Genomic DNA, 21,458 nt, shown 5'->3' on the forward strand with positions numbered 1-21,458 from the left:
TATTGTAGGGCAACAGACTGTTTGGATCCATGTATGGGGAATATCAATGGCCATTGCGTTTTCAAAGTTAAAACAACATCAGCCGCTGCAAAAGGTAATAGTGCATTCCATTGATTTAGCGCTTTATCAAGTCAGTGTGCTTATTAATAACGTGGAATATTATGTCACGGAAGAAAATGGTGAGTTTTTAAAAGCACATAACCCGCTGCAAATTCAAAAACGCCTGCTTGATATTAGCTACATGGAAATGGTGATTAGACATCAAAGTGCTTATGACGAAATGGTAGGGCACTCAGTATCAGGCAATGACAATACATTAGAAGTGCCCTTTGGTCGTAATAACCTCTTCTAAGCGTTATCTGTGGTTCGTGAGCACTTCACTCACCGCGGTTGCAAAATCGCGTTGGTGAGCGATCCCTATGTTAATCAATCTTGTGTCTTTTAGTGCACAATTTTTTGGTCTTGTTGCGTCGTCACTCGGTTGGCTCAGCGGCATGAGATCTTGCGTCGGTAGCTGCAAAGCCTTCGCCATGACCTGCGCCATTTCATATTTAGTGAATGCTTGATTGCCACTGATATGAATAATCCCACTAAGGTTAGGCTGTGCGATAACATCCTTGAGAGTTAGCGCAATATCATTGACATGGGTGGGGTAGCGAATGGCCCAATGATCGTGACTTGAAGCGGGGTTGGCTAACAGCTGTTTTGCAATAACGGTTACCGCAGATTCTTCCAGCGTTTTTACCTCGCCGTATAAAACTGGCACTCGCACTATGGTGTGTAGTGCGCTGTCTGCCAGTATTGCACGCTCCGCAGCTTGCTTAGTTTGACCGTAGAAGTTCACAGGATTAGTGATATCTGTTTCAACATAAGGTGCTGAGGTACCGTCAAACACATAGTCGGTACTAATAAAGAAAAATCGAATATCTCTTTCGCGGCAGGCTTGGGCTAAGAACTCGGTTGCCGCAACATTGAGCGCAAGCGTCGCCGCTTGGTCTCGCTCACATTGCTCTGGCCTGCGCTCTGCTGCTGCGTGAATAAGTACCTCTGGGCTGTGATTATCTAAGAAATCTAAAACCGAACTGTGGTCAGCCAAGTCAAGTTTGTGAAGTGGCGCGGCTGCTCGGCTAAAGCCACATCCTAAAATTTCGTGGGTACTACTTAGCTCTTGGCAAAGTGCGCGGCCAAGTAAGCCCGTTGCACCAGTGATCATAACTTTAGACATAGAAAACAGCATCCTTTTTTGAAAGAGCCAGTACAGTAGCAAAGTCGGAAGAAAAACGACATATTTGTGTTGTGTGACTCTATTTTGGACAAGGAATCGAGTTACAGAAATGAATAATAAAAGTTTATTGAACCGTATGTGTTTTTGTTGATATAGACATCAAGCAGCAATGGGCGTGCCGAATTGTAGTTATCTGATTTTAGCTTAGTTTGAGAAGATGTAGAAGTCATCACTCCTACATCTCCAATTCGTTTAAGCCGTTTGTTCTGTCAGTGGCTTTTCAGATTGTTTTTCCCAATGCTTGGTTTTAAGACCAAGCACACCGACAAATACACCAATACCGATCGTAAATAATGCAATTTGCAGATAAAGGTTGGGCAAGTCTTCGATATTATTAGGATCAAAGCTACCAGCGAGCAGACCCGAGAAGATATTACCAATGGAGTAAGTGAGTACGAAAACCCCCATCATTTGCCCAGCAAAACGTTTGGGAGATAACTTACTTACTGCGCTCAACGCCACTGGGCTTAAGCAAAGTTCACCCACGGTGTGCAGAAAGTAAGTGGTTATCAACCACATTGGCGCTACTTGTAGGCCTTGGGCTGCATATTGGGAAGCGAAAAACATCACAATAAATCCGCTCGCCATGATGATAAGGCCAATCGCACATTTTACGCTATAGGTTGGCGTGATCATACGCTTGGCTAAGTTAATCCAAAGCGCTGCAAAGAAAGGTGATAAGATAATAATGAAAAAGGCATTGGCAGATTGAAACCAAGCTGTGGGAATACTAAAGCTGCCTATTAAGCGGTCCGTATAATCACGAGCAAAGAGGTTAAGCGAAGAGCCTGCTTGCTCAAAGCCAGACCAAAAGCAGGTAGAGGCAACGCAAACCAAAAAGAGAGCCCACATTCGGCGCTTTTCATTTTCATCTAGGTTTCCAGCAAAGTAGATATAACCATAGTACAAGAAAAACGTAATGGTGAAAGCGAAGGCTACATACTTTGCCAGTACCACAGGGTTTATCACTAATACGCCAGTAAATGCAGCAATGGTAACTGCTGCGACAGCCGCAATTGCAAGGCCTATAGCACTCCATGCTTTTACGCTCTCTTTTCCTTTCATGGGGTTAGTTGGCTCGTTACCGACAGTGGCAATATGTTTGCCTGTTAAACGATACGTGATAAGGCCGACTGCCATACCGACAGCCGCTGCGCCAAAGGCCCAGTGCCAGCCGACATTTTCCATAAAGTAGCCGCACACCATATAACCAATCACAGAGCCTAAATTGATCCCCATATAATAAATGGCGTAACCACTGTCACGACGATTATCCTCATCATTATAGAGCTGCCCAACCATGGCACTGATGTTTGGCTTTAATAAGCCCGTACCACTGGCAACAAAGATAAGGCCCACAAAAAAAGAAAACTCGCTAGGAATGGCGAGAATAATGTGGCCACACATGATGATGATCCCGCCGTACCAAACCGCGCGTTGACCACCAAGGAGGCGGTCGGCTATCCATCCGCCAGGTAACCCTAAGAAATAAACCGAACCAGTGTAGAGGCCATATATTGCGGCTGCAGATGCGACAGTAAAACCAAGGCCTTCTTGTTGTAAGGTTGCCGTCATGAAAAGCACTAACATGGCACGCATGCCATAATAACTCATTCGCTCCCACATCTCGGTGAGAAACAGTGTAAACAGACCTTTTGGATGACCAAAAAAGCCTGTGTCACTTGTTGTGTCCTGTGATGACATATTTCACTTCCATTATTATCGTTTTTTGGAAGTCAATATTAGTACGTTATTCAAGCACCGAATGCAACCGCATGAAAGGAAACATTACATCATCTTTTTTAACATTTGTATGTCATCGATTTCCACATTGGCTAATCCTTTGTACTGGTATGGTGCAAAGTGATTGCGAAGCCAAACACTAGGGCAGCCAGCACGGTGTGCTCCTTGTACATCGGTATCTAAGCTATCGCCAACATGCAGAAGTTGATGTGGTGCAAGGTTAAAATGCTGGCAGGCAAGCTGGTAAAGCTCAGGGTGAGGTTTAGCGCGGCCATCAATTCCAGCGCGAAGCACTAAGTCAAAACTATCGCGAAGATTAAATTTATCTATCTCGACATTACCATTAGTGATAGCAATAATGTGATATTGACTGCGTAACTGAGCAAGCAGGCTGATGACGGCGTCGCTGACCGTGATATTACTGCGGGCATCGGCAAAGGCTTGGTAGGCACGTAGTGCGTGCTGTCTACTTGTTGCGGTATCAAAGCCCAGTGCCGTGAAGCCCCATTCAAGTGCCACTTGACGCCACTTTGTCACATCTTCTGCAAGCGCACTGTTTTGTTTGAGCGTTTCGTTTCGACATTGAGACCAGAATGATCGCCCCCTCGCTTGCCACTCGGGAATAGTATTCAGGTGCGCTGTCATGGCGTTAACGGCCGCAATGATAATAGGCCTGTTGTCGTATAGTGTATCGTCTAAATCAAAACTGATGGCGGCAATGTCTGAAATGGGCTTATTGAATCTCATTGTTACTCGTCTTTTTGCTTTTTCGCTCTTGGGTGAGCGCTATCATACACTTTTGCTAAATGTTGAAAATCTAAATGGGTGTAGACCTGAGTGGCTGATAAGCTGGCATGTCCAAGCATCTCTTGTACCGCGCGCAAGTCACCGCTGGATTCTAGCATGTGGCTGGCGAACGAGTGCCTCAGTTTATGGGGGTGAATAGGTGTACTAACCCCTTGTTTCAGACCCCATTCTTTCATTCTTGCGCGGACATGGCGAGGACTGATCCGGCGCTTTAATTTGCTCACAAAAAGCGCGGGTTCTTCCAATGTTGCAAATTGCGGCCTTATTTTGAGCCAATCAGCTAGTGCGTTTAGCGCTTTACCACCGACAGGCACAACACGCTCCTTGCCGCCTTTACCAAGCACGCGTATTTCACCGTCTTTGACATCCAATAGGTTTGCGCCAATCAACTCGCTTAATCGCAAACCACTAGAGTACATTAATTCCATCATGGCCTTATCACGAATGGCAAGCGCATCATCTGCCTGAATTTCCAGAAGTTGTCCCATTTGGTCAACATCAAGGTTCTTTGGGAGTGGCTTTTGAAACTTAGGCCCTCGGATCCCTTGCGCGGGATTGACGACTGCCTGTTGCGATTGTGACTTGAGCTTGAGAAATTTATATAAGCTCCGAATACAACTGAGCTTAAGGTTGATGGTTCTTGGGCTGTAATTTTGACCGCGAAGCTTCATGCTGTAGCGGCGAATTTGCTCGCCACTGACTTCTAGCCAAGAAGAGGCGTGGTCACAAAAATACTGCGCTGCTTGAATAAGCTGAGTGTTGTATTGGGTTAGTGTATGTTCTGAGTAGTGCTTTTCGTGGCGCAAGTGTGCCATAAAGGCGGTTACTGGTTGCGTCCAATCTTCCGATAGTGGTGTTAGGCTCATGCCAGTGCTTCGAGCTTAAGCGATAATGTTTGAATAAAAGCCGTGATCAACATATTGTCGTGTTGTGGCGAAAAGTGTTCTGGTGAGCGGCTGGCAAAAGCCAGAATAAAGCGACCTTTGTCTGACGCATCAACGCGGTAAAGTGCTACCGATCCTACTTCAATATCGGCAAACAAGAGTTCAGCTTGTGACTGACTGAGTCGTCCTAAGTAGCAGTTGTTACTGCTCAGTTTAGCTGACACGAGTTCCAAAAGCGTATCATCGATGTTGATGAGTTTACATGTTTGGATGTCCGGGTGGTCCTCAAAGCGCTGTGCTAACGTATGATTGATTGCACTCAACTCAGTACAACGCATGATAGCCAATTGGCATTCACTCAATTGCTTGAAAACCAGCTCGTTGGCTTTTGCATAATGGACCATGTCTTTGATCTGCTGCTGTAGTGAGTTGACTTCATCGCGGAGCATCCGCTGTTGGTGCAAAGCAAGGTTTGGAAGCCCTTGCTGCTGGTGGTGTAGCTGCAAATCCAATAGCACATAAGGGTGCCTGAGCAAAAAATCAGGATGCTTGCGCAGGTACTCAATGACTAATTGTTCAGTCGAATTTGCTTCTTTTATGGTCATATTGCGATTTGCCCATCAAAAACATGCTCCGCCGGTCCGGTCATTTTCACTACTTGACCTTGACCGCCCCAACGCACTTGAAGACTGCCACCTGGTAGGTCGACCCTAACGGTTTCTTCTAACTTGCCTTGCATTATGCCTGCAACTACGGCAGCACATGCTCCTGTGCCACAGGCAAGCGTTTCGCCAGCGCCGCGCTCCCAAACACGTAGCTTAACGTATTCACGAGAAATCACTTCCATAAAGCCAATATTGGCCTTTTGTGGGAAACGTTCATGGTGTTCAAGGAGTGGTCCAAGTGTAGCTACCTCTGCGGTTTCTACACTATCGACAATAATCACGCCATGAGGATTGCCCATAGAAACCGCGCTACAAAACACCGTATGTTCGTCGGCTCTTAAAATATAGGTGTTTTCTTGTTTGTTTGCACGAAACGGAATGGCTTGTGGGTTAAAGTTTGGTTTGCCCATATTCACGGTAACTTGGCCGTCTTTTTCGGTATAAAGGGTGATATTGCCGCCCTTTGTAGAGACACAAACCTTGTGTTTGTTCGTTAAGCCCTTCATGCGGACAAAACGAGCAAAACAGCGAGCACCGTTACCACACTGCTCAACTTCGTTACCATCGGCATTGAAAATACGATAATGAAAATCTAAGTCCGGGGAATAAGGCGCTTCAACCATCAACAGCTGATCAAAGCCAATTCCAAAGTGGCGATCTGCTAACTTCTTAATTTGGTCTCGAGACAAAAACACATTTTGGGTGACATTATCTATCACCACAAAGTCGTTGCCTAAACCATGCATTTTTGAAAAGTTTATAAACATAGAGTGGTTATCTTTTGGTATAAAACCATGGCCTCACTTTACTAATACTTTGCCATGGATACCTCGACTAGGGAAGCTGCTTGGCATTAAGCCTTGTTTTGCACCCCTAGGATGTATCCAAGTCGGATTATTGTGGCAGTAGTTGCTCAAATTGCCATAGAGATTCTAACGGCTCTCTTTGGCGGATTAGGTGGTGTTGGTTGTTATCAACCATGACCTCTGCACAGCGGGGGCGTGAGTTATAATTTGAACTCATGGTAAAGCCATACGCGCCTGCACTGCGCTGTACTAATAAGTCGCCAGCCTTAATTTTAAGTACTCGGTCTTTACCTAGAAAGTCACCCGTTTCACACACTGGACCAACCACGTCGTAATTTATCGCGTCAACGTCGTCTCGCGGTGTGGCTGGTACGATATTTTGCCAAGCCTGATAAAGCGATGGTCGTAACATGTCGTTCATACCAGCATCAACAATGGCAAAATGCTTATGCTCGGTTGGCTTAATAAATTCGACTTTAGTCACCAACACACCGGCATTGGCAGCAATCGCTCGACCAGGCTCAAAAATGAGTTCTAGATCATTGAACTGCGCCAATCGCGCTTTAATCTCTGCAGCGTAAGCACTCGGATGCGGCGGTTTTTCACCGTCATAGGGCACGCCAAGACCGCCACCGATATCGAGGTGATGCAAGTAAATTCCCGCTTTTTCAAGTTGAGAGATTAGAGTCAGCACTTTATCTAACGCCGCTAAAAATGGATTAACCTCAACCAACTGAGAGCCGATGTGGAAGTCGATCCCAACCACTTTTAAACCCGGAAGGGCATACGCGAGCTGGTAAACATCAAATGCGGCTTTGATATCAATACCAAATTTGTTCTCTTTTAACCCGGTTGAAATATAGGGGTGAGTTTTTGCATCGATATCTGGGTTTACACGCAATGAAATTGGCGCAATTTTATCCAGTCTGGTTGCCACTTCACTGATGCGGTGAAGCTCTGCAATTGACTCAACATTAAAGCATTTAATCCCAGTCTCAAGCGCAAACGCAATTTCATCTTCCGTTTTCGCAACACCAGAAAAAACGACTTTTTGAGGATCTCCCCCTGCTTTTAGCACTCGCGCAAGTTCACCCTTCGACACGATATCAAAACCAGAACCAAGCTGAGCCAAGACATTCAACACGGCGATATTTGAATTCGCCTTTACTGCGTAGCACACTAAGTGGGGATGACCGGCTGCGGCATCCGTAAAAGCGTGATAATGCCGCGTTAAAGTCTTCTTCGAGTAGACATAGCAAGGAGTACCATATTGCTCGGCGATTGTGGTTATGGCGACATCTTCAGCGAATAACTCGCCATCTTGATAATTGAAATAATCCATTTTAACGCTCCTGTTGTTCTGCTTCAGGCTGGTTTGCTTGTGCTGCTTTCGGTTGGTTTGGTTTTTTAGCCTGTTGTTCAGGCAAATAAAGCGGACCGCTTTGACCGCAACCCGATAATCCGATTAAAGTAGTAAAAACAAGTGCCGTTACGCTAAATTTATAAGGTGTCGCTTTCATTAGATAATTCGTGTCAGTGCCTTTATAATCGCAGAGTAACAGAATTGATAAAAAAAGCAGCTTTTCGCTATTGAAATTTCGTCTTCATCAAATTGCTCAAATAGCGAGTTAAGCTTAGGCACCATGCCGCAGTGCGTCAGTAAGAGGAAATCACGATGACAGAAAGTGAATATCATGAGTTAGCCGATGCGCTAATGTTGACTATTGAAGAGCAGATCGATGATTGTGACGCTGATTTAGATTACGAATCAGCATCGGGAATTCTAGAAATTATTTTCCCTGACAAGAGCAAAATTGTTATCAACAAACAAGCACCATTGCACCAAGTCTGGGTGGCGACTAAGTTTAATGGTCATCACTTTGAGTTGCGTGGCGATCAGTGGATTGATAATCGCTCCGGTGCTGAGTTTTGGCAATTTATGAGCGACGCGGCGACTAAACAGGCAAATATCGCAATAGAGTGGCAGCACGATTAATGTTGGAGTTTGTAGACTATCCTGCCAAAGGACAACATAAAGCGAGTATTATTTGGCTCCATGGTTTAGGCGATTCAGGAAACGGCTTTTTACCCATTGCCTCTGAGTTAAACCTGCCTGAGGAATTGGGTGCACACTTTATTTTTCCACATGCACCAGAGCAGCCGGTCACCATAAATGGTGGTATGGTGATGCGTGCATGGTATGACATTAAATCATTTGATCTGGATAAAAGAGCGGATGAGCAAGGTGTGCGAGACTCATCAGCTCAGGTTGAAGCGTTAATTCAGGCACAGTTAGATAAAGGTATTCCAGCTAACCGCATTATCTTAGCTGGATTTTCTCAAGGGGGCGTGATCGCGCTCCATCTTGCACCGCGTTTAACTGTTAAATTGGCTGGTGTCATGGCACTATCAACTTATATGTGTGTGCCTGAAAAACTCAGCGCAGAAGCACAGCAAAGCGAGCTCACTATTTTTATGGCGCATGGCAGTGCTGATCCTGTCGTGCCTATGTTTGCAGGTGAGCACGCATTTAACACGTTACAACAGCAAGGCTATGAAGTGAGCTGGCAAGACTACCCAATGGAGCATCAGGTCTGTCTTGACGAGTTAAAAGCCATTCGCGCTTGGTTAATTACGAGACTGAGCGATTAATATTAAGTGGTATAAGGTACTGGTGACAGATACAGGAGCAAAGCAATGTCACAAAAGATTGTCATAAAAACGTCGGTGAGTAAGCAACCCTCAGAGCCCTCAGCGGTGACCTATCAATGGCACTGGAAACGCATTTTTATGGCAACGGTAGCATTTGCTGGCATTGCGACCGCGGGGGTTTATGGTGTCGTGAATAACGTCAATGCAGATGAAGATGATACCCAAGTGGCAGTACCTATGCATGCCACCATTGCGCAAACCGATACATCACTGAATGACTCTCCTGAATCAGTAGACTCTAATGAAGAGCGTGAGGGCGAGCAGCTAAGTGCGGATACCTCACCTGATACCGTTTTAACGACGCCCTCAATAGAGGTCGCTCAAGTCATTGCACTAGACCAAGAACAGCAACAAGCTTCTGAAGAAACAGAAACAGAAACAGAAACAGAAACAGAAACAGAAACAGAAACAGAAACAGAAACAGAAACAGAAACAGAAACAGAAACAGAAACAGAAACAGAAACAGAAACAGAAACAGAAACAGAAACAAGGGCTGAAGCTAAAAATCAATTTGATGCTGAAGCGCGCATAGCCAGTGTCGCGCTAGGGGCAAAAATCGACACGCAATTTATCAGCCGCGCTGTACTCACTACTATGATTGATGACCGCGAACCAACGAATGTGTTGAAAGAGGTAATTGCGACCACTCAGTTTAGTGACAAGCTGTACTTTTTCACTGAAGTGCACGCGCTTAAGGATCAAGTGGTGTCGCACCTGTGGTTTCATCAAGACGAGCTGATGGCAGAAGTGGAGCTGCCGATCCAAGCCGCGCGCTACCGTACTTATTCAAGTAAGAACGTCATGCCGAGTCAAACCGGAGATTGGCGTGTTGAGGTGGTGACGCAGTCTGGACAACTGCTTGCTCAAAAGACGTTCCGCATTGTGGATAATAGTCAGCAATAATCTTACTCGCAGTATTGTGTATGGCAGCACGAGACCGACTGCCATCACCACATAGTTAACTCTTTGCAGCGGCAATAACGCTGCAATAAATGAAAGGCAAATCATGACAGAACAAGTTTCCATATTACGTATTGCAACGCGCAAAAGTGCTTTGGCGCTATGGCAAGCCGAATTTGTTAAGGCAGAGCTTGAAAAACACCATGCGAACCTAAAAGTAGAGCTCGTGCCGATGTCGACGAAAGGCGACAAGATCTTAGATACACCACTGGCAAAAATTGGCGGTAAAGGGTTGTTCGTCAAAGAGCTTGAGCAGGCCATGTTAGAAGGGCGCGCAGATATTGCAGTGCATTCAATGAAAGATGTACCTGTTGATTTCCCTGAAGGGCTCGAGCTGCATACTATTTGCGAACGCGAAGACCCAAGAGACGCGTTTGTGTCTAATACTTATACCTCACTGGCAGAGTTGCCAGAGGGCGCTGTGGTTGGCACATCAAGCTTGCGTCGCCAATGTCAAATTCGAGCGGCTCGTCCGGACTTAATCATTAAAGACTTACGCGGTAATGTGAATACTCGCCTAGCTAAGCTCGATGCGGGTGAGTTTGATGCCATTATTTTGGCCGCCGCGGGACTTATCCGGTTAGAAATGATGGATAGAATCGCAAGTTACATTGAACCTGAGGCTTCATTACCGGCCAATGGTCAAGGCGCTGTCGGCATCGAGTGTCGTAGCGATGATGCTCAAACTAAAGCATTCCTCGCACCACTGGAGCACACTGATACACGTATTCGTGTACTTGCCGAGCGGGCGATGAACCGCCGTTTGGAAGGAGGATGTCAGGTTCCTATAGGTGCTTACGCCGAAGTCTCGGGCGATCAGGTGCACTTGCGCGGTTTAGTAGGTGCTGTCGATGGCAGCGAAATTTTGCGCGGCGAATGCTCAGGTATGGTTGCAGAGGCTGAGCAACTTGGAATTCAATTGGCAGAATCCTTACTTGCGCAAGGTGCAGATAAAATTCTTGCTGAGGTTTATAGGGACGCTTAAATGAAAGTTGTGCTAACTCGACCCGTTGGCAAATCAGAGCCTTTATCTGAGTTGCTGACACAGCAGCAAATTAGCTCAGTGATTTGCCCAGTATTGCAGCTTAACGAAGTGGTGGTGAGTGACACCGCCAAAGCAATGATAAGCGAAGCCGAGTTAGCTATTTTTGTCTCGCCAGATGCGGTGCGATACTTTCACCAATTAGAAGTACCATTAGCTGGACATTGCGCAGCTTTTGCTGTTGGCGAAGGCACGGCCGATGCTATCCAGCAGACCCTAAATATCAAGGCTAAATACCCTAAACAACCTGATTCCGAAGGCTTGCTTGCACTCCCGCAGCTGTCCTCTGTTGAGGGCAAGCGTGTATTGTTGGTCAAAGGGAAAGGCGGGCGTCCCGTTATTGCGCAAACTTTAAAAGCGCGGGGGGCCATCCTTGACAGTTTGGTGGTTTATGAACGCGTTGCCGTAAAAGACAATGCAGATGGCTGGTTAGACCACTGGCGAAGCCAGCAGATTGAAGGTATAGTCATTACCAGTAATAGTGCAGCGGATGCGATTTTTAATACGCAGTCGTCAGCAAGTAAAGATTGGTTGGCTCAGCGCACTTTCTTTGTTGTGAGCCAACGTATTGCTGAGCATGTACAGCAATCCTATAACATCGAACAGTCTCAAATTGTGGTATGTCATGGCCCTGATAATCGTGCCATCGCAGGGAGTATCATCGACTATACCAAGCAGCAAGGGCGCAAAATGACTCAGTCTGAATCGCAAACAAAGAATACAAATACCCAGCAAGCTGCAAAAGCAGCAGAGCAAACCGTAACGCCACATCACGCTAAGGCTGGTGTGAGTAAGGTTGCGCTCCTTGCATTATTAGTGGCACTGGGTAGTGGCGCTGGTGCTGGCTATGTTTATTTGCAACAGCAACAACAGTTGCAACAAGCGTTGTTAGCTAACCAAGCGATTAACGCTGAAAATCAGCTACTAAACACACAGCTGAGTGGCGCTAAATCGCAACTTCAGCGAGTAGAAAATGTGCTTGATTCGTTGCAAGACAATGTCGCAAAGCGATTGGCTGAGCAGCAGCAACATGTGGAAACCCAGCTAACGCAGACGCTTGCCAAGGCGCAGCAGCAAGTAAGCGGTGCCGTGGCCTCTGAGGCATTGTATTTACAGCGCCTTGCTGCATTTAAGGTCGCGGCAGAGCAAGATTATCTTGGCGCAATCGCTATTCTGCAGCGCTTGCAAGAGAGCTTAGAGTCTGAGTCCAACACGGCTGCTGTTAAGCAGGCGATTGCTACAGATATTGCGGCTTTGAAGGCCTTACCAAAGCCACAAACGGAGTCACTTTACTTTGAGCTTCATGGTTTATTGTCTCAAGTTGATACGCTAACGATCAAAACCAAGCAGATTCCGCAAAAGGCAGCGAGTGAAGATGCTGCGCTATCGCAACAGGTTGATGATTGGCAAGCGAACTTAAAGCGCTCTTGGCGGGGGTTGGTTGATGCCTTTATTACCATACGCCACCATGATGAAGTGGTGATAGACCCACTCTTAGATAAAAACGAGCAGCTGCTTATACGCACGCAGCTGCGTGCTTATTTAACCCAAGCACAAACCGCATTAATAGATCAACAGGCGAGCATTTACTTCAGTGCGCTTGATAGTGCAGCCGACACATTGGCGCGTTATTTTGATACGCAACACGCGCCTGTGAGCGCGATGCAGCAGGCTTTAAACAAGCTGAGCCGCAGTGAAGTTCAGCGCCAAGAGTCGATTGAGCTTGCCACCCCAGCAGCAGTAAAAGGGTGGCTAAAATGATGGCAAAAATCATCACCTTCGCGCTTATCTTTATCGCGCTAGCCGCCAGTCATTTGCTCATTGATGAGAAAGGCTATGTGTTGATCTCTTTCAATCAAACCACGATTGAAGGCAGCATAGTGTCTTTCACTATCTTGTTGTTGCTTGTCATCACCGCTTTAGTGTTGTTGGGTAAGGTAGTGCGTTGGTCGTGGCATCGCCTAGTCAATACGAAAGGTCATTTTTCCAGAAAGCGCAAACTAAAAGCGCAACAAGCATGGAACGAAAGTTTGTGGCTATTTATTAACGGCGAAGTGGAACAAGCCGCAACTTTGTTGACGAAAACGCCGCAGCCGGATGAACGCCAAGACTATGTGCGTGCCATCGCAGCCAAAGCGGCGTTAAAACAAGGAGATGTTGTCAAAGCGAATACGGAGCTAGAAGCAATATCAGATGACAACCAAGGGCAGCTCGCGGCACTATGGCTAGAGGCAAATAATAGTGAACAGGCGTTGGCTTTACTTGATGATAAAATGTCTGCGGCTAAACCAACGTCTGCGGTGCTTAGCGGTTACATTTTAGCTTGCCTACAGGCTAAGCAACCCGAGCTGGCCGCTGCACAAATCGCGAAGTGGCACAAAAAGCTCAATTGGAGTGATACGCAGTGGCAGAGTGTGTTCGAGCGTATGTTTGTAATAGCCCCAGAGCAAGCAGACACTTTGTTTAATATGCTACCTAAGGCAGTAAAAGCGCATGCAATACCTGCTCTTAATAAGGTGAAGCTGCAACAGGGACGCATAGCGGAAGTGTTGGGCGAGCTCAAGAAGCTGCTTAAACAAGGTCAATATCACCAGTTGGCGGACTATCTGCAACACAGCACGCAAAGTAATAATGAACTCAAGTTAGCACTGCAGCAGCAATTGAAAAAACATCCAGATGACAAGGAGTTGCTGTTCTCATTGGCTTGCCTTTGCAATGCTGAGGGGGATTACGAACTTGCTGCGAAGATCTTTGATTCTTTAAGCGCAAACCCTTGGGAAGCGCGCTGGAGTAAGCAAGCTCAGCTCGCCTACGAAAAAATGCATACCTACGAGAAAGCGTATTTAATCGCAAAATCGTAACGAAAAGCCTGCGCAGCAATGTGCAGGCTTTTTTGTACTAAAGTTAGCTATACTCAATTCTGACATATGTCCTTGCTATCTCAGTTTAGGTGCGTATGATCCCAAAAATTTTAACTGCAAATCGAGTCTCTTATGATCAATAACACACTCCCACTATTAGATTTACATCGCCACTTAGATGGTAACGTTCGTGCTACAACGATTTTAGAACTTGGCCAGCAGTTTAATATGGATTTACCAGCAACGGATCTCGAAGGTCTACGCCCGCATGTTCAAGTGTTGGACAATGCACCTAATCTAATGGCGTTTCTTGAAAAACTAGATTGGGGCGTAAAGGTACTAGGTGACTACGATGCTTGTCGCCGTATTGCGATTGAAAATGTTGCCGACGCAGTTGCACAAGGTATTGATTACACTGAGCTAAGGTTTAGCCCTTACTACATGGCAAAAACCCATAATCTACACCCGCAGGGCGTTGTTGAAGCCGTAGTCGACGGTGTACAAAGTGCAGTTAAAGGCCAAGACATTAAGGTTAACCTGATCGGGATTATGTCACGCACATTTGGTGTTGAGAAATGCCAATATGAGCTAGACGCGCTACTTGCCTTTAAAGAGCAGTTGGTTGCGATTGACCTCGCGGGTGACGAGCTGGGCTTCCCGGGCGAGCTGTTTATTGAACATTATAAGCAGGTTCGCGATGCTTACCTTGGTGTGACGGTACATGCTGGCGAAGCTGAGGGCGCGGTAAGTATCTGGCAAGCCATTAAAGAACTTGGTGCAACACGTATCGGTCACGGAGTTAAAGCAATCCATGACCCAGCTCTGATGGACTATTTACGTGATAATCGTATCGGGATCGAGTCTTGCCTAACCAGTAATATCCAAACAAGTACTGTCGAAAGTTTAACCACGCATCCATTGAAAGCATTTTTAGATCATGGTGTATTGGCAACCATCAATACCGATGACCCTGCGGTTCAAGGTATCGAGTTGGACAACGAGTATAGCCATGCAGCTGCGGCGGCAGGTTTAGATTTTAGTGATATCCATAAAGCGCAGCGCAATGCGGTTGAGATTGCCTTTTTAAGCGAAGCTGATAAAAAAGCGTTGCTTGCAAAGAAAGCGTAGGCTGAAATTGCTGTGTGGGATCACCCCGCACAGCTAAGATAACTCTCTTTTAGCGCCGCAACGACTTGGCTACGTGTCACAATTCCAATCACTTTGCCTTCATTGAGTACGGGATAAACCTTAGGACTATTTTGCTGCATACGTTGTGCAAGGTCGACAACGGTTGTTGCAGCTTCGATACTGAGGGCAGGCGTAGCCAGTAAGTCTCTCAGCTGTACTTTACCATCACAAAAGTAGCTGGAATTAAGCAAAGGCTTGAGTAGCTGCTGCTCTGAAATAAATCCAACAAGATGACGCTGTGCATCTATCACTGGCGCACCAATTAAATGATGCTTTTGTAGCAAACTAATCGCGTCGGTTAGTTCGGTCTCGGCGGTTAACTGTGGGAAATCGGGTGACATGATGTCACGAACATAGAGTTTACTCATCATATTTCTCGCGGTGTTTGTGTGTAATATGAGAGTAGCGGGTGAGACTGCTTTGGTAAAATGGATTGTTTTGATTGGTTCGTTCTGTTTTTCCAATGTGTGACTAAACACCTGCCACACATTGGATAAATTGCTATTAAATAACTTGGCTTAAGTTACTTAATAAACGCAAAAGCGTCGGCGTACATAAAGTCGCGCTCAGCTCCATGATTGATAAAGTCATCACGCACGATACCTATCATGTCAAAGCGGCCAGCCATATAAATACTGTACGGTTCTAAAGAAACGATATCTTTCATCACAGCCTGATGAACGAAGCCGCGATGGCCTTGCCATGCCTCACTGGCATTTTCTACCACAGGAATAAACTGAAAGTGTTTATTTGAGGCGGCCCAAGCTTCCATCTCCGCTTTTGCATATAGCGCAGATTCTTCTTTTACACCCCAATAAAATAAAACAGGTTGGTCGTAACCTGTTTCAGCCAAGTGATCGGCCATAGATTTGACATAAGAAAACCCAGTGCCGCCGGCAAGTAGAACTAGTGGACGCGCTTGATCAACACGGATCTGAGATACGCCAAGACCAACTTCTAATGCAACGGTTTGCTTTGTATCAAAAGCGTTACGTAGGTGATTTAGTGATTGCATGGCATAAGAGTCTGCGCCAGAAGCACCGATATGTAACTCTAACTGCTCTGTTTTTGAAGGGCTGCTGGCAATCGAGAAAGCACGTTTGTCTTTTTCACCAAGTACCAATTGCAGATACTGGCCGGCTTCGAATTGCACCGCTTCTTCAGGTTTTAATATAACTTTGTGAACAAATTCCGTAAGAGGTGTAATTGAGACAACCTCTGCTGCTAATACTTGCATGTGTTACCTTTATTAAGCACGTGGCTAAAGTCTGTGCACTCTAGCATAGCTGAGTGCACAATGTTAGATGATATATGTCATTTGATGGTGATCCCTAGGGTATCCCAAATTTCGTCAACGCGTTGTTTAACCTTGGGATCCATAACGATAGGCTCGCCCCATTCACGGTCGGTCTCACCCGGCCACTTGTTGGTTGCGTCCATACCCATTTTAGAACCAAGTCCGGACACAGGGGAAGCAAAATCGAGATAATCAATAGGCGTGCTTTCAACTAAGGTGGTGTCTCTTGCGGGATCCATACGTGTTGTTATCGCCCAAATCACATCATTCCAGTCGCGAGCATTTACATCATCATCACAAACAATGACAAACTTGGTGTACATAAATTGTCTAAGGAAAGACCATACGCCCATCATCACGCGTTTAGCATGACCCGGATACTGCTTTTTCATGGTGACGACCGCCATGCGGTATGAGCAGCCTTCTGGTGGAAGGTAAAAATCGACGATTTCCGGAAATTGCTTTTGTAAAATCGGCACGAATACTTCGTTGAGCGCAACACCAAGAATAGCTGGCTCATCAGGCGGGCGGCCCGTATAAGTGCTGTGATAAATAGGATCTTTGCGATGTGTCATATGAGTGACAGTCATTACAGGGAAGTCGTCAACTTCATTGTAGTAGCCTGTGTGATCGCCATATGGGCCTTCTGGCGCGAGCTCGCCCGGTTGAATATATCCTTCTAAGACGATTTCGGCACTCGCTGGTACTTGCAGTTCGTTTGAAATTGATTTAACAACCTGCGTCTTACTACCACGCAGTAGACCTGCAAATGCGTATTCGCTTAGCGTATCTGGAACTGGGGTTACCGCACCTAAAATCGTCGCCGGATCAGCGCCAAGTGCAACAGATACCGGATACGGTTCGCCGGGGTGCTCTTTGCACCACTCCTGAAAATCAAGCGCACCGCCACGATGTGATAGCCAGCGCATAATAATTTTGTTTTTACCCAATAGCTGTTGACGATAAATCCCTAGGTTCTGACGCTTTTTATAAGGACCTTTGGTTACCGTTAACCCCCATGTAATTAAAGGTGCGGCATCACCAGGCCAGCAATGTTGAATAGGTAGTTTAGTGAGATCAACCTCATTATCGCTCAGTACAACTTCCTGACATGGGGCTTTTTTCACTTCTTTGGCTGGCATATTCAACACTTGTTTGAATACCGGTAGCTGGCCAATGGCTTCTTTAATTCCCTTCGGTGGATCGGGTTCTTTTAAAAAAGCGAGTAACTTGCCGACTTCTCTTAGTTCACTGACATCGCTTTGTCCCATCCCCATTGCGACGCGCTTTGGTGTGCCAAATAGGTTAGCCAGTACCGGAATGTCATAACCAACAGGGTTTTCAAATAGGATAGCGGGTCCACCTGCTCGCAGCGTTCGGTCTGCAATTTCAGTCATTTCTAGTTTGGTGGAAATGGGCTGCTTGACGCGAACAAGTTCTCCTTGTTTTTCAAGCTGGGCTATAAAATCTCGTAAGTCTTGGTATTTCATCGGCGCACTGTGAGTTGAGTTTGGCCTAGTATATCAACTAGGCATATTTTTCCTAGCTGTACGGATGGGATGGTGAAAAGGTTTAGTGACTCACTTTTGCGTCTACACTATTGCGAAATAGACTACACTTTCAGAGCGTATCGGCTTGTCAGTACGCCGGAGCAAGTGTATAAATTGTTATAAAAAGATGTGTGTGTTGAGTTGTTTTGATATGAAACAAGCAAAAATCGACTTTCGATGTAGCTCACATACCCTTTGCGCTATAGTCGCCGCGGTTGCATAAAACGATATCCTGAGGGGTCTGAGTTTGAAGTTGATGTCAAAATTGCTCGGGGGGCTGCTGTTGCTGTTTTGTATTTCAGCACCAGCTAACGAGTTACCATATTATACTTTTTCTAATCATAGCGCGGTGATGTTGATCATCGAGCCCACGTCTGGAAAAATTTTGGATGCCAATAAGGCTGCTGCCGCATTCTATGGTTATAGCGAGGCGGTACTAGAATCAAAAGTCATTCAAGATATCAACTTATTTACCGCCGAGCAGGTTGCCAATGAGCGTCAAGCGGCATTAAATGAAGGCCGCAATTATTTTATCTTCCAACATCAAACTGCAGACGGTAGTACTAAAACAGTGAGTGTTCACTCAACGCCGTTTGAAGATAGCGATGGTAAACCAAGGTTACTTTCTATCATTCAAGATATGAGTGAGCAGCGTAAGCTACAGCAAGATCTTTGGCATTACCAAGCCAATCTTGAACAACAGGTCATGCTGCAGACTGAAAAAATCAAGCAAGCCAATATGGTACAGGTCATTTTGTTAACTGCGGTAATTGCTGTGCTTATTCTATCGATGGCGGTATTGATGACCGTTTTGGTCAGGCTAAGGCGCTCCAATCAGCGAGCACAAGACCAAGGTGCGAAGCTCAGTGCCATTTTTGATGGTATTAAAGCATATCTGGTGTTTACGGATGAAACTCATCACATTGAAGCCGCTAATGGCTCAGTGTTAAAGGATTTTGATAGTTTAGAAGCGTTAAAATCAAAATCTATTTATACCTTATTTGATGTGCTTGATAGTGAAAAGCTGCTAACGGAAGGAACGCTTGAGTGCCAACTTGATGCGCGTTTTGGTTATCGCAATGTGCGGGTTTCTTGTGCCCCGGTGGTAAGTGAAACACAAGCAAAACTGGGTTTTATCTATGTTATTCAAGATATTACGGAAGAGCTTGAGAACGAAAGAGAACAGCGCTTGGCAAGTACGGTATTTTCGACAACCTCTGAAGGTGTGTTGGTCTCCGACAAACATAATCAAATCCAAATGGTAAATCGTGCATTTAGCGAAATTACAGGCTTTGGCATGGATGAAGTGATAGGGGAGACTCCATCAATCCTGAACTCTGGACGTCACGATGAGCGCTTTTTCAACGCGTTATATGATGACTTGGTTAACAAAGGCCATTGGGAGGGAGAGATTTGGAACAAGCGCAAAAATGGTGAAATTTATCCGAGTTGGCTGCAAGTATCTGCAGTATTTAACGATGCTCGGGAAATTGATATGTATGTTGCGTTATTCAGTGATATTACCTCGAGAAAACGTAACGAACAGTTGATGTGGCAGCAAGCCAACTTTGATAGTTTGACAGGTCTTGCAAACCGCCATCATTATCACGTTAAATTTGATTTAGCGTTAAAACGAGCAGCTCAGCTAGAAGAGCGCTTTGCAATTTGTTTTATCGATCTTGACCGCTTTAAAGCAGTGAATGACACGCTTGGACATCATATTGGTGATCTACTACTCAAAGAAGCTGCAAACCGTATTAATGAGTGCGTGCGCAGTTCTGATACCGTTGCAAGATTAGGTGGGGATGAGTTCGCGTTATTGCTACAAGATATAAGTTCTATCAGTGATTTAGAGCAGGTTGCGACTAAGATTTTACGTGCACTAGCCAACCCTTTTCATTTGGAAGGGCACGAAGCTTATGTATCCGGTAGTATGGGGATCACGCTTTACCCAGATGACGGCACCGATCGAAAAATCTTGCTACGTAATGCCGATAGTGCAATGTATAAAGCGAAGGAGCATGGTCGCGACTGTTTTCAATTCTATACTTCAGCGATGCATCAACATGCCAAAGCGCGTAGCGTGTTAGAAAGTGCCTTGCACAAAGCGCTGTCTAATCGAGAATTATCACTGGTGTACCAACCTATTTTTTCACAGCTTGGTAGAGGCGACCTCGTTGGCTGCGAGGTGTTGTTAAGATGGAAAAGTGAGTTGCTAGGCCATGTTTCTCCAGAGCAATTTATTCCCGTTTGCGAAGAACTAGGGCTTATCTTACCCATTGGAGAATGGGTGCTGTATCACGCTTGTTCTCAAGTTAAAGCTTGGCAAGACAACTACGGTAGACCCTTATTTATTGCAGTTAACGTTTCTAGTATCCAGTTTAAACGCCAAGATATGGTTGCATTAGTAAGAAAAGTACTTAAAGACACCAGACTAGAAGCTAAATATCTGACATTGGAAATCACAGAGTCAGTACTAGTTGAAAACTCAGACAAAATATTGTCACAATTAAAAGCATTAAGAGAAATCGGCGTAGAACTGGCGATTGACGACTTCGGTACTGGATATTCGTCGTTGAGTTATCTCAAGCGCTTCCCGCTTTCTAAATTGAAAATTGATAGAACCTTTATTCGTGATTTACCTGAAGATGAAGAAGATAAAGCGCTCGTCAGTGCGATTATATTGATGGCGCATAAATTGAACTTAAGGGTCATTGCGGAAGGGGTTGAAACCCCCGCACAATGCATGTTTTTAAAGAATTTACTGTGTGATATGACACAAGGCTATTTTCATTCTAAACCGGTGGCACAACAAGAGTTTGAAGCAAACGTTTTGACTGTGCAGTATCACAAGCAAAGTCACAGTTAACAGGGGTGGTCTTGGCATAACTTAGCCAGGGCTGTCTGTGCTTTATGATTACCTTGCTCTGCGGCAAGTTTAAGCCAGTGGATCGCTTTTTTAATGTCTTTTGCACCGCCTTCACCGTCGCGAAGCATTGTCCCATAGTTATATTGTGCCCAAGGGTTGCCGGTTTTAGCCGCTGCTGCAAATCCCGTTTTTGCTTCTTCAAAGTTTCCTTGGCTGTAAGCGTGAATTGCTTCTTGGTTCTGTGCAGAGATCTTAGGTCCATTATATAGTGGCTTCGGCTTTTTAAATCTTTGTCTAACAACGCCGCCGAGTACATGGATCCCTACAGGCCTGTATACGGAGACTATGGTTTCATCGTCAAGTAAGTCTAATAGATTGTCTTTTTCTAGCGTCAGCCTTTGTGGCTTAAAATAATGATCGGTCATTAGCATGCTGACACGGATATCTCGGGTGATGTTACGCATTGTTCGATAAGTGTAGGCACTTTCCTTCACTTCAATGTTGTCATCTGTCAGCTCAGTAATTTGTAATATCTGAAAAGCAGGATCATAAACTTGCCCAGTGTTCTTGCCAGCGTCAAAAATAATCAGGTCATCGATTTGTGGGGATGCTAAGTATGTTTGATAACTAGCGATTTGTTGTTGATGCTGGTTATAAAAGTAAAATGCAATAGTGACCACAATTAGTGCCGACACGGCAACTTTATATTTACTGATGAAGTTGAATATTGTGTCGTAAAAGGAAAAAAATACGCTTTTGATTTCCATATTCTATTAGTTAGTTAGGTGT

Annotated in this window: 21 protein-coding genes; 9 read left to right on the top strand and 12 right to left on the bottom strand. The window is 45.4% G+C overall.

Annotated features, from left to right (window positions below):
* Window positions 1–46: 46 nt before the first annotated feature.
* Window positions 47–352: a DUF6482 family protein gene (locus tag GSF13_RS05595; protein WP_174171001.1), complete on the top strand. Its 306-nt coding sequence runs from the start codon at window positions 47–49 to the stop codon at window positions 350–352.
* A gap of 3 nt (window positions 353–355) precedes the next feature.
* On the opposite strand, the gene GSF13_RS05600 is transcribed toward GSF13_RS05595, so the two are convergent.
* The 8 genes from GSF13_RS05600 to GSF13_RS05635 form a co-directional block, all read right to left on the bottom strand.
* The gene (locus tag GSF13_RS05600; RefSeq protein ID WP_174171000.1) at window positions 356–1,225 is read right to left on the bottom strand and encodes an SDR family oxidoreductase; all 870 of its coding nucleotides are present in this window, start codon (window positions 1,223–1,225) and stop codon (window positions 356–358) included.
* Between the two features lie 252 nt (window positions 1,226–1,477).
* On the bottom strand, window positions 1,478–2,989 hold the full coding sequence (locus GSF13_RS05605; RefSeq protein ID WP_010604223.1) for a peptide MFS transporter: 1,512 nt from the start codon (window positions 2,987–2,989) through the stop codon (window positions 1,478–1,480).
* 84 nt (window positions 2,990–3,073) lie between these two features.
* Complete coding sequence (locus GSF13_RS05610) at window positions 3,074–3,775, bottom strand: HAD-IA family hydrolase (RefSeq protein WP_206472100.1); 702 nt, start codon at window positions 3,773–3,775, stop codon at window positions 3,074–3,076.
* Between the two features lie 2 nt (window positions 3,776–3,777).
* Window positions 3,778–4,701, bottom strand: coding sequence for a tyrosine recombinase XerC (locus tag GSF13_RS05615; RefSeq protein ID WP_102055832.1), 924 nt, complete (start codon window positions 4,699–4,701; stop codon window positions 3,778–3,780).
* Entirely contained in the window at window positions 4,698–5,324 is a 627-nt protein-coding gene (locus GSF13_RS05620; RefSeq protein ID WP_206472101.1) for a DUF484 family protein, read from the bottom strand. The genes GSF13_RS05615 and GSF13_RS05620 overlap by 4 nt, the downstream gene beginning before the upstream one ends.
* Complete coding sequence (gene dapF, locus GSF13_RS05625; RefSeq protein ID WP_174170997.1) at window positions 5,321–6,151, bottom strand: diaminopimelate epimerase; 831 nt, start codon at window positions 6,149–6,151, stop codon at window positions 5,321–5,323. Before dapF ends, GSF13_RS05620 begins: the two co-directional genes overlap by 4 nt.
* A gap of 127 nt (window positions 6,152–6,278) precedes the next feature.
* Entirely contained in the window at window positions 6,279–7,532 is a 1,254-nt protein-coding gene (gene lysA, locus GSF13_RS05630; protein WP_174170996.1) for a diaminopimelate decarboxylase, read from the bottom strand.
* Between the two features lies 1 nt (window position 7,533).
* Window positions 7,534–7,710: a lipoprotein gene (locus tag GSF13_RS05635; protein ID WP_099031388.1), complete on the bottom strand. Its 177-nt coding sequence runs from the start codon at window positions 7,708–7,710 to the stop codon at window positions 7,534–7,536.
* Between the two features lie 155 nt (window positions 7,711–7,865).
* On the opposite strand from GSF13_RS05635, the gene cyaY reads away from it, so the two are divergent.
* The 7 genes from cyaY (at window position 7,866) to add (ending at window position 14,893) form a co-directional block, all read left to right on the top strand.
* A complete protein-coding gene (gene cyaY / locus GSF13_RS05640) occupies window positions 7,866–8,186 on the top strand; it encodes an iron donor protein CyaY (protein WP_010378141.1) in 321 nt (106 codons plus the stop codon).
* On the top strand, window positions 8,186–8,842 hold the full coding sequence (locus GSF13_RS05645) for an alpha/beta fold hydrolase (protein ID WP_174171020.1): 657 nt from the start codon (window positions 8,186–8,188) through the stop codon (window positions 8,840–8,842). The genes cyaY and GSF13_RS05645 overlap by 1 nt, the downstream gene beginning before the upstream one ends.
* Window positions 8,843–8,887: 45 nt before the next feature.
* Window positions 8,888–9,805: a DUF2914 domain-containing protein gene (locus GSF13_RS05650; protein WP_211867429.1), complete on the top strand. Its 918-nt coding sequence runs from the start codon at window positions 8,888–8,890 to the stop codon at window positions 9,803–9,805.
* A 103-nt stretch (window positions 9,806–9,908) separates the two neighbouring features.
* Entirely contained in the window at window positions 9,909–10,847 is a 939-nt protein-coding gene (gene hemC / locus GSF13_RS05655; protein ID WP_211867431.1) for a hydroxymethylbilane synthase, read from the top strand.
* Window positions 10,848–12,665, top strand: coding sequence for a uroporphyrinogen-III C-methyltransferase (locus GSF13_RS05660; protein ID WP_211867433.1), 1,818 nt, complete (start codon window positions 10,848–10,850; stop codon window positions 12,663–12,665).
* Entirely contained in the window at window positions 12,662–13,765 is a 1,104-nt protein-coding gene (locus GSF13_RS05665; protein WP_211867435.1) for a heme biosynthesis HemY N-terminal domain-containing protein, read from the top strand. Before GSF13_RS05660 ends, GSF13_RS05665 begins: the two co-directional genes overlap by 4 nt.
* Window positions 13,766–13,897: 132 nt before the next feature.
* Window positions 13,898–14,893, top strand: a complete 996-nt coding sequence (gene add, locus GSF13_RS05670) for an adenosine deaminase (protein WP_211867437.1) — start codon at window positions 13,898–13,900, stop codon at window positions 14,891–14,893.
* A 20-nt stretch (window positions 14,894–14,913) separates the two neighbouring features.
* Here add and GSF13_RS05675 read toward each other — a convergent pair whose 3' ends face one another.
* The 3 genes from GSF13_RS05675 to ubiD form a co-directional block, all read right to left on the bottom strand.
* On the bottom strand, window positions 14,914–15,321 hold the full coding sequence (locus tag GSF13_RS05675) for a CBS domain-containing protein (protein WP_010604237.1): 408 nt from the start codon (window positions 15,319–15,321) through the stop codon (window positions 14,914–14,916).
* A 155-nt stretch (window positions 15,322–15,476) separates the two neighbouring features.
* The gene (gene fre, locus GSF13_RS05680; RefSeq protein ID WP_211867439.1) at window positions 15,477–16,190 is read right to left on the bottom strand and encodes an NAD(P)H-flavin reductase; all 714 of its coding nucleotides are present in this window, start codon (window positions 16,188–16,190) and stop codon (window positions 15,477–15,479) included.
* Window positions 16,191–16,267: 77 nt separating this feature from the next.
* Window positions 16,268–17,740, bottom strand: a complete 1,473-nt coding sequence (gene ubiD, locus GSF13_RS05685; protein ID WP_174170991.1) for a 4-hydroxy-3-polyprenylbenzoate decarboxylase — start codon at window positions 17,738–17,740, stop codon at window positions 16,268–16,270.
* 316 nt (window positions 17,741–18,056) lie between these two features.
* Between ubiD and GSF13_RS05690 the strand changes: the two genes are divergently transcribed.
* On the top strand, window positions 18,057–20,669 hold the full coding sequence (locus tag GSF13_RS05690) for an EAL domain-containing protein (RefSeq protein WP_211867441.1): 2,613 nt from the start codon (window positions 18,057–18,059) through the stop codon (window positions 20,667–20,669).
* Here the strand turns inward: GSF13_RS05690 and GSF13_RS05695 are convergent.
* Window positions 20,666–21,436, bottom strand: a complete 771-nt coding sequence (locus GSF13_RS05695; protein WP_102055841.1) for a tetratricopeptide repeat protein — start codon at window positions 21,434–21,436, stop codon at window positions 20,666–20,668. The genes GSF13_RS05690 and GSF13_RS05695 overlap by 4 nt on opposite strands.
* Window positions 21,437–21,458: the final 22 nt, after the last annotated feature.

This window comes from Pseudoalteromonas sp. M8 (assembly GCF_018141365.1).
Taxonomy (GTDB): Bacteria; Pseudomonadota; Gammaproteobacteria; order Enterobacterales; family Alteromonadaceae; genus Pseudoalteromonas.

Excerpts from the sequence above, each read along its gene's own strand:
- GSF13_RS05595 (WP_174171001.1), top strand. The coding sequence starts at position 47 with ATGGCCATTGCGTTTTCAAAGTTAAAACAACATCAGCCGCTGCAAAAG.
- GSF13_RS05600 (WP_174171000.1), bottom strand. The coding sequence starts at position 1,225 with ATGTCTAAAGTTATGATCACTGGTGCAACGGGCTTACTTGGCCGCGCA.
- GSF13_RS05605 (WP_010604223.1), bottom strand. The coding sequence starts at position 2,989 with ATGTCATCACAGGACACAACAAGTGACACAGGCTTTTTTGGTCATCCA.
- GSF13_RS05610 (WP_206472100.1), bottom strand. The coding sequence starts at position 3,775 with ATGAGATTCAATAAGCCCATTTCAGACATTGCCGCCATCAGTTTTGAT.
- GSF13_RS05615 (WP_102055832.1), bottom strand. The coding sequence starts at position 4,701 with ATGAGCCTAACACCACTATCGGAAGATTGGACGCAACCAGTAACCGCC.
- GSF13_RS05620 (WP_206472101.1), bottom strand. The coding sequence starts at position 5,324 with ATGACCATAAAAGAAGCAAATTCGACTGAACAATTAGTCATTGAGTAC.
- dapF (WP_174170997.1), bottom strand. The coding sequence starts at position 6,151 with ATGTTTATAAACTTTTCAAAAATGCATGGTTTAGGCAACGACTTTGTG.
- lysA (WP_174170996.1), bottom strand. The coding sequence starts at position 7,532 with ATGGATTATTTCAATTATCAAGATGGCGAGTTATTCGCTGAAGATGTC.
- GSF13_RS05635 (WP_099031388.1), bottom strand. The coding sequence starts at position 7,710 with ATGAAAGCGACACCTTATAAATTTAGCGTAACGGCACTTGTTTTTACT.
- cyaY (WP_010378141.1), top strand. The coding sequence starts at position 7,866 with ATGACAGAAAGTGAATATCATGAGTTAGCCGATGCGCTAATGTTGACT.
- GSF13_RS05645 (WP_174171020.1), top strand. The coding sequence starts at position 8,186 with ATGTTGGAGTTTGTAGACTATCCTGCCAAAGGACAACATAAAGCGAGT.
- GSF13_RS05650 (WP_211867429.1), top strand. The coding sequence starts at position 8,888 with ATGTCACAAAAGATTGTCATAAAAACGTCGGTGAGTAAGCAACCCTCA.
- hemC (WP_211867431.1), top strand. The coding sequence starts at position 9,909 with ATGACAGAACAAGTTTCCATATTACGTATTGCAACGCGCAAAAGTGCT.
- GSF13_RS05660 (WP_211867433.1), top strand. The coding sequence starts at position 10,848 with ATGAAAGTTGTGCTAACTCGACCCGTTGGCAAATCAGAGCCTTTATCT.
- GSF13_RS05665 (WP_211867435.1), top strand. The coding sequence starts at position 12,662 with ATGATGGCAAAAATCATCACCTTCGCGCTTATCTTTATCGCGCTAGCC.
- add (WP_211867437.1), top strand. The coding sequence starts at position 13,898 with ATGATCAATAACACACTCCCACTATTAGATTTACATCGCCACTTAGAT.
- GSF13_RS05675 (WP_010604237.1), bottom strand. The coding sequence starts at position 15,321 with ATGAGTAAACTCTATGTTCGTGACATCATGTCACCCGATTTCCCACAG.
- fre (WP_211867439.1), bottom strand. The coding sequence starts at position 16,190 with ATGCAAGTATTAGCAGCAGAGGTTGTCTCAATTACACCTCTTACGGAA.
- ubiD (WP_174170991.1), bottom strand. The coding sequence starts at position 17,740 with ATGAAATACCAAGACTTACGAGATTTTATAGCCCAGCTTGAAAAACAA.
- GSF13_RS05690 (WP_211867441.1), top strand. The coding sequence starts at position 18,057 with ATGTCAAAATTGCTCGGGGGGCTGCTGTTGCTGTTTTGTATTTCAGCA.
- GSF13_RS05695 (WP_102055841.1), bottom strand. The coding sequence starts at position 21,436 with ATGGAAATCAAAAGCGTATTTTTTTCCTTTTACGACACAATATTCAAC.